Origin of the sequence: Paracoccus sp. IB05 (assembly GCF_016405985.1) — a bacterium.
Lineage (GTDB): Bacteria > Pseudomonadota > Alphaproteobacteria > Rhodobacterales > Rhodobacteraceae > Pseudogemmobacter.
Window position 1 is genome coordinate 1 of record NZ_JAEFCF010000080.1, and the last position, 3,933, is coordinate 3,933.

Here is a 3,933-nt window from a genome sequence, read left to right on the forward strand (position 1 = left end):
TCCGGTATCGCCATGGCCCTGAGCCAGTGGCGGCGCATGGCTCTGCGTCACCACTAATGAGATGGCCCGCCCCGCGCCCCGGCGTATCGTCGTGGCAGCCCTCAACACATGGAGAGAAAGGATGCGAACCAAACCAATCCCCGAGACTGCAACCTTCGGCATCGATATCGGCAAGAAGGTGTTCCACGTTGTAGCCCTGAATGCCGTCGGTGCGGTGATCCAGCGCGCCAAGTTCTCGCGTGACACGTTAATGGCCTTTTTTGACACCGCGCCGAGAGCCCTGATAGGCATGGAGGCATGCCCGGGGTCACAGTGGCTGGCGCGGCGCCTGGCTGCGATGGGCCATGATGCCCGGATCATTCCGGCGCGCTTTGTGAAACCCTACGTTAAGTCGAACAAGACCGACACCGTGGATGCGGCTGCGATCGCGGAAGCCGTGACACGGCCGACCATGCGCTTTGTGGAGGTCCGAACACCGGATCAGATCGACCTCCAGGCACTGCATCGGATCCGTGACCGGCTCGTCGGGCAAAGGACTGCGCTGATGAACCAGGCCCGCGCCTTCTGCATCGAATATGGCCTGGCAATGCGGGTTGGCGCGGGCGGCTTTCATGCCGATATCCGGCGGCACCTGGCGCATGCAGAGAATGATCTCACCCCGACCATGCGGATGCTGCTCGAAGAGCTGCTTGGTGATCTCGCCTACATTGAGGGACGGATCAAATCCGTGAATGGCAAGGTCGAGGCCTATGCCAGCCAGCATGAGGCCGTAGGCCGGCTTGTCACAATCCCGGGCATCGGCGCACTTGGTGCGACTGCTCTCGTGGCAGCGGCCGGAGATGGGCGCCAATTCCGCAAGGCGCGGGATCTGGCCGCATGGCTGGGCCTCGTGCCCGCAGAGCATTCGACTGGGGGCAAGCAGACCCTTATGGGCATCAGTAAACGCGGCAACCGGTATGTGCGCCGCCTCATCATTCACGGCGCCCGATCATGCCTTCTTCATCTGAACCGCGCCAATCATGCCATCGGGCGTTGGCTCTCAGAGCTCGAAGCGCGAACGCATCGCAACAAGGCTGTGGTCGCACTGGCCAACAAGCTGACCAGAATTGTCTGGGCTATCCTGACCAAGCCTGGAACCGTCTATCTGCCGTCGAAGGGAACAACCAGCACCTGAACTCTTCGCCGCAGAACCCATTGCAGGGGACGTGATGACCAAACGGTTGATCGACCACGGGTAAGCCACACGCAAAAAAGCGGGACGCGATCCCGTGTCATTAATCTGGAACCCGAGGTGCGGATCTCATCAAGGCCTTGTCGCCAAAAGCGGCTGACTGATCAGAGGCCGGATACATTTACGCAAGCCGAACGGACACCCACGAAAACCTTGCAACAGCGGGGCGGACCATACATTTTTCCCAGAAGATCTTTGAGCGCCGCATTGGCGGGCATTGCATCCGCCAGCAATCGCTTCAGGCGGGCATTCCGTTCGTCGGGAAAACGATCCCCCGGATCGCTTCCTGATCCTCCTCCACCTGCAAGATGCCGATAATCTGTTCTTCGGTGAACCTGCTGCGCTTCATCTCTGGTCCTCTCGCTTGGGCCAGAGGCTACGTCAAACTGGATTGGCCCTGGGGGGCAACGTCAAGCCGATCCGGGAATATAGGCGCGGGACGGGCAAGAGATACGACGCCATCGATCAGACCGGCAAGGTGCCCTATGGCCGGGGCTATATCCAGCTCACCTGGCGCGAGAACTATCAGCGCGGATTGTGAGCCTGGCCTGAGCGGCAAGCTGGCGACTGACTATGACCTCGCCCTGGATCCGGCGATTTCGGCACAGAGCCTTGGCGAGGGGATGCAGGGCGGTTGGTGCGACGGCAAGGCGCTGAGCGACACTTCGCCCGGGGATTATGTCGGGGCCCGGCGGATCGTCAATGGCACGGACCGGGCGCAGCAGATCGCGGGCTATGCCAGGGGCTTTGAGGTCGCGCTGGCGGCCGGCGCGGATCCTGACGGCGCGGTGAAGCCTGACCCCTTCGCCACGCCCGGCTGGCTGGCAATCATCGTCAACATCGTCGCTACCATTTTCAGGAGGTCGATATGAACGCCCCGCTTTCCCGCATCCTCGCAGGATCACTCCCGAGGGACGCCCGCCGTTCCTGAAGAACCCGGAAAGGAGGCCCCCGGCAGCAAGTGCCAGCGCGATTGCCTCGCGGGCCAGCATAACGGGCGACACGCCCCTCAGGCCCTGAATATGCAGCAGGTTACCTCGCGCCAAAACCGCGTCGCCGCCGTTTTTCGACTGGACCCGGTAATAGGGTTCGCCAAAGTCATCGTATTCGATACTTACCGCGCCGGGGTCCCTGCGGTGAAGTTCCACTGGCCGCCTTCCTCAGTAAGCGGAGTGTGGGCAGCACGGTCCGCTGAGCTTGACGGCCCTAAATTCCCGGGCAGCAGGTCGTCGATGCGGCTTTGCGGGTGGCCGCGCGCCGCCTTCTGCGCTGTTTTGAGAAGACCCCGAAGCGAATTGAGGTCGAGCTGAATGTGAAACGCTTTGCTGGCATCCGGCTTACCGACGTGATCCGGGTGAGAACCTCGGGCCTTCAGGATGAGACGGGCCTTGAGCCGACCGCGCTTAACCAGGTGATCAGCCGGAGCGAGCCGAAGCCGGGCGAGCGTATCAATATCATTGCCCAGTCTTACCAGTTCGAGGGTCGATTTGCTTATGCCACGGCTAACGATGCGCCGGGCTATTTGGCAGCAAGCGTGGCTCAATGCGATCCGGGCATGTTTGCCTGCGATCCTGGCACGAAACTCATGCCGAATGGCGATCCACCTTACGAGGCAATCTGATGGCATTTCCACCGACCGACTGGGGTAATTTCACCCCGGAAGAATACGAAGTTGGCGCTCCTGCGACTTCCAATCATTTCGAGCGCTGGTTCAGAAATCTGGTCGCGGCCTATCAGGGCGCCCCGGACGCGCCGGGCCTTGTGTTCCGTGCGCTGGCTATTGTTGCGGCGGGCGACGTTGCCAAGTTGCAGCAGCTGCCTGTTGTGGCCGGAAGCGATATTTTTACTGATGTACTGACTGCGGTTTTCCTGAATTCAGGAACATTGCGCGCGCGCCCGGTTTGTCCGGAGGCGGAACGGAGTTGAAACCATGGTCGCGGATCTCGCAGGCATCAACAATGCAGGCATTGTTCTGACGGCGGACATGCCATTTCTGCCGCTGGATCGCATCACAATGCGCGTGGGCCGTATCGGAACCGGCGTGGCTGTCCAGGCATCGAACGCGACCTTCAGCACGTCAGGTGGGGACTTTTGGTTTCTGGAAAAAACCGACGCCGCAGAGGTCGTAAACAGTTCGCGCGGATCGTAAAGGGGCCACTATGCAGTACAAATGGATGAACCCGGAACAGACCAACGGCAAAATCACCGAGGGCAATCATGTGACCGTGGTCGAGCCTGACCACCCCCGATGGGGCGAGTTCGTCGGGTCTGATCCTGCACAGTATGTGTCGCCAGACCCATGGGGCCATCTGCGCGATGAGCGTGACCGGCTGCTTCGGGTGTCTGACCTCAATCCACGCAATCTCGCGGACCTCCCCCAGACCGAGGCCGCGCGAGATGCATGGCTGGCATACCGCCAGGCTCTGCGCGACCTGCCTGACGTTACAAGTGACCCGCTGGCCGCTGTCTGGCCCGACCACCCGCAGGGCTGACACCTGGAAAAACCTGACTTAACATACCCGCCGCGCACCGGTTTTTTTACAAGGATACATTATGATGCAAACTATCATTACGGGACGGATGCCTGCGCCTACCAATCGCCCATTCAAAGCTGCGGAGCTGGTCTTCACCCTCGCCATGTGAGCTACTGGACCTGTCCCGGTTCTGTTCCGGTCAGGTGCTCATGTTAGGCGGCCCTCTGC

General features: G+C 60.9%; 6 protein-coding genes and 1 pseudogene. 6 read left to right on the top strand and 1 reads right to left on the bottom strand.

Going from position 1 to position 3,933, the window contains the following annotated elements:
* Positions 1-91: 91 nt before the first annotated feature.
* Together JC607_RS24975 and JC607_RS25725 are read left to right on the top strand one after the other, a co-directional pair.
* Positions 92-1,174, top strand: coding sequence for an IS110 family transposase (locus JC607_RS24975; protein ID WP_370584956.1), 1,083 nt, complete (start codon positions 92-94; stop codon positions 1,172-1,174).
* A 542-nt stretch (positions 1,175-1,716) separates the two neighbouring features.
* Positions 1,717-2,103, top strand: a complete 387-nt coding sequence (locus JC607_RS25725; protein ID WP_233093158.1) for a hypothetical protein — start codon at positions 1,717-1,719, stop codon at positions 2,101-2,103.
* A gap of 33 nt (positions 2,104-2,136) precedes the next feature.
* Here JC607_RS25725 and JC607_RS26245 read toward each other — a convergent pair.
* Positions 2,137-2,379 (bottom strand): annotated as a pseudogene (locus JC607_RS26245) (phage portal protein); the annotation flags it as partial.
* A 98-nt stretch (positions 2,380-2,477) separates the two neighbouring features.
* Here JC607_RS26245 and JC607_RS24985 point away from each other — a divergent pair.
* Genes JC607_RS24985 through JC607_RS25000 form a run of 4 tightly spaced genes read left to right on the top strand, consistent with a single transcriptional unit; the run spans position 2,478 to position 3,723 of the window.
* The gene (locus tag JC607_RS24985) at positions 2,478-2,852 is read left to right on the top strand and encodes a hypothetical protein (RefSeq protein WP_198839412.1); all 375 of its coding nucleotides are present in this window, start codon (positions 2,478-2,480) and stop codon (positions 2,850-2,852) included.
* The gene (locus tag JC607_RS24990) at positions 2,852-3,157 is read left to right on the top strand and encodes a hypothetical protein (protein WP_198839413.1); all 306 of its coding nucleotides are present in this window, start codon (positions 2,852-2,854) and stop codon (positions 3,155-3,157) included. The genes JC607_RS24985 and JC607_RS24990 overlap by 1 nt, the downstream gene beginning before the upstream one ends.
* A 4-nt stretch (positions 3,158-3,161) precedes the next feature.
* Positions 3,162-3,380: a hypothetical protein gene (locus JC607_RS24995; RefSeq protein WP_198839414.1), complete on the top strand. Its 219-nt coding sequence runs from the start codon at positions 3,162-3,164 to the stop codon at positions 3,378-3,380.
* Positions 3,381-3,390: 10 nt separating this feature from the next.
* Positions 3,391-3,723: a phage tail assembly chaperone gene (locus JC607_RS25000; protein ID WP_233093159.1), complete on the top strand. Its 333-nt coding sequence runs from the start codon at positions 3,391-3,393 to the stop codon at positions 3,721-3,723.
* Positions 3,724-3,933 lie beyond the last annotated feature (210 nt).

What these genes read in the sequence shown, in the direction of transcription:
- JC607_RS25725 (WP_233093158.1), top strand. Translation starts at nt 1,717, where the DNA reads ATGGCCGGGGCTATATCCAGCTCACCTGGCGCGAGAACTATCAGCGCG.
- JC607_RS24990 (WP_198839413.1), top strand. Translation starts at nt 2,852, where the DNA reads ATGGCATTTCCACCGACCGACTGGGGTAATTTCACCCCGGAAGAATAC.
- JC607_RS24995 (WP_198839414.1), top strand. Translation starts at nt 3,162, where the DNA reads ATGGTCGCGGATCTCGCAGGCATCAACAATGCAGGCATTGTTCTGACG.
- JC607_RS25000 (WP_233093159.1), top strand. Translation starts at nt 3,391, where the DNA reads ATGCAGTACAAATGGATGAACCCGGAACAGACCAACGGCAAAATCACC.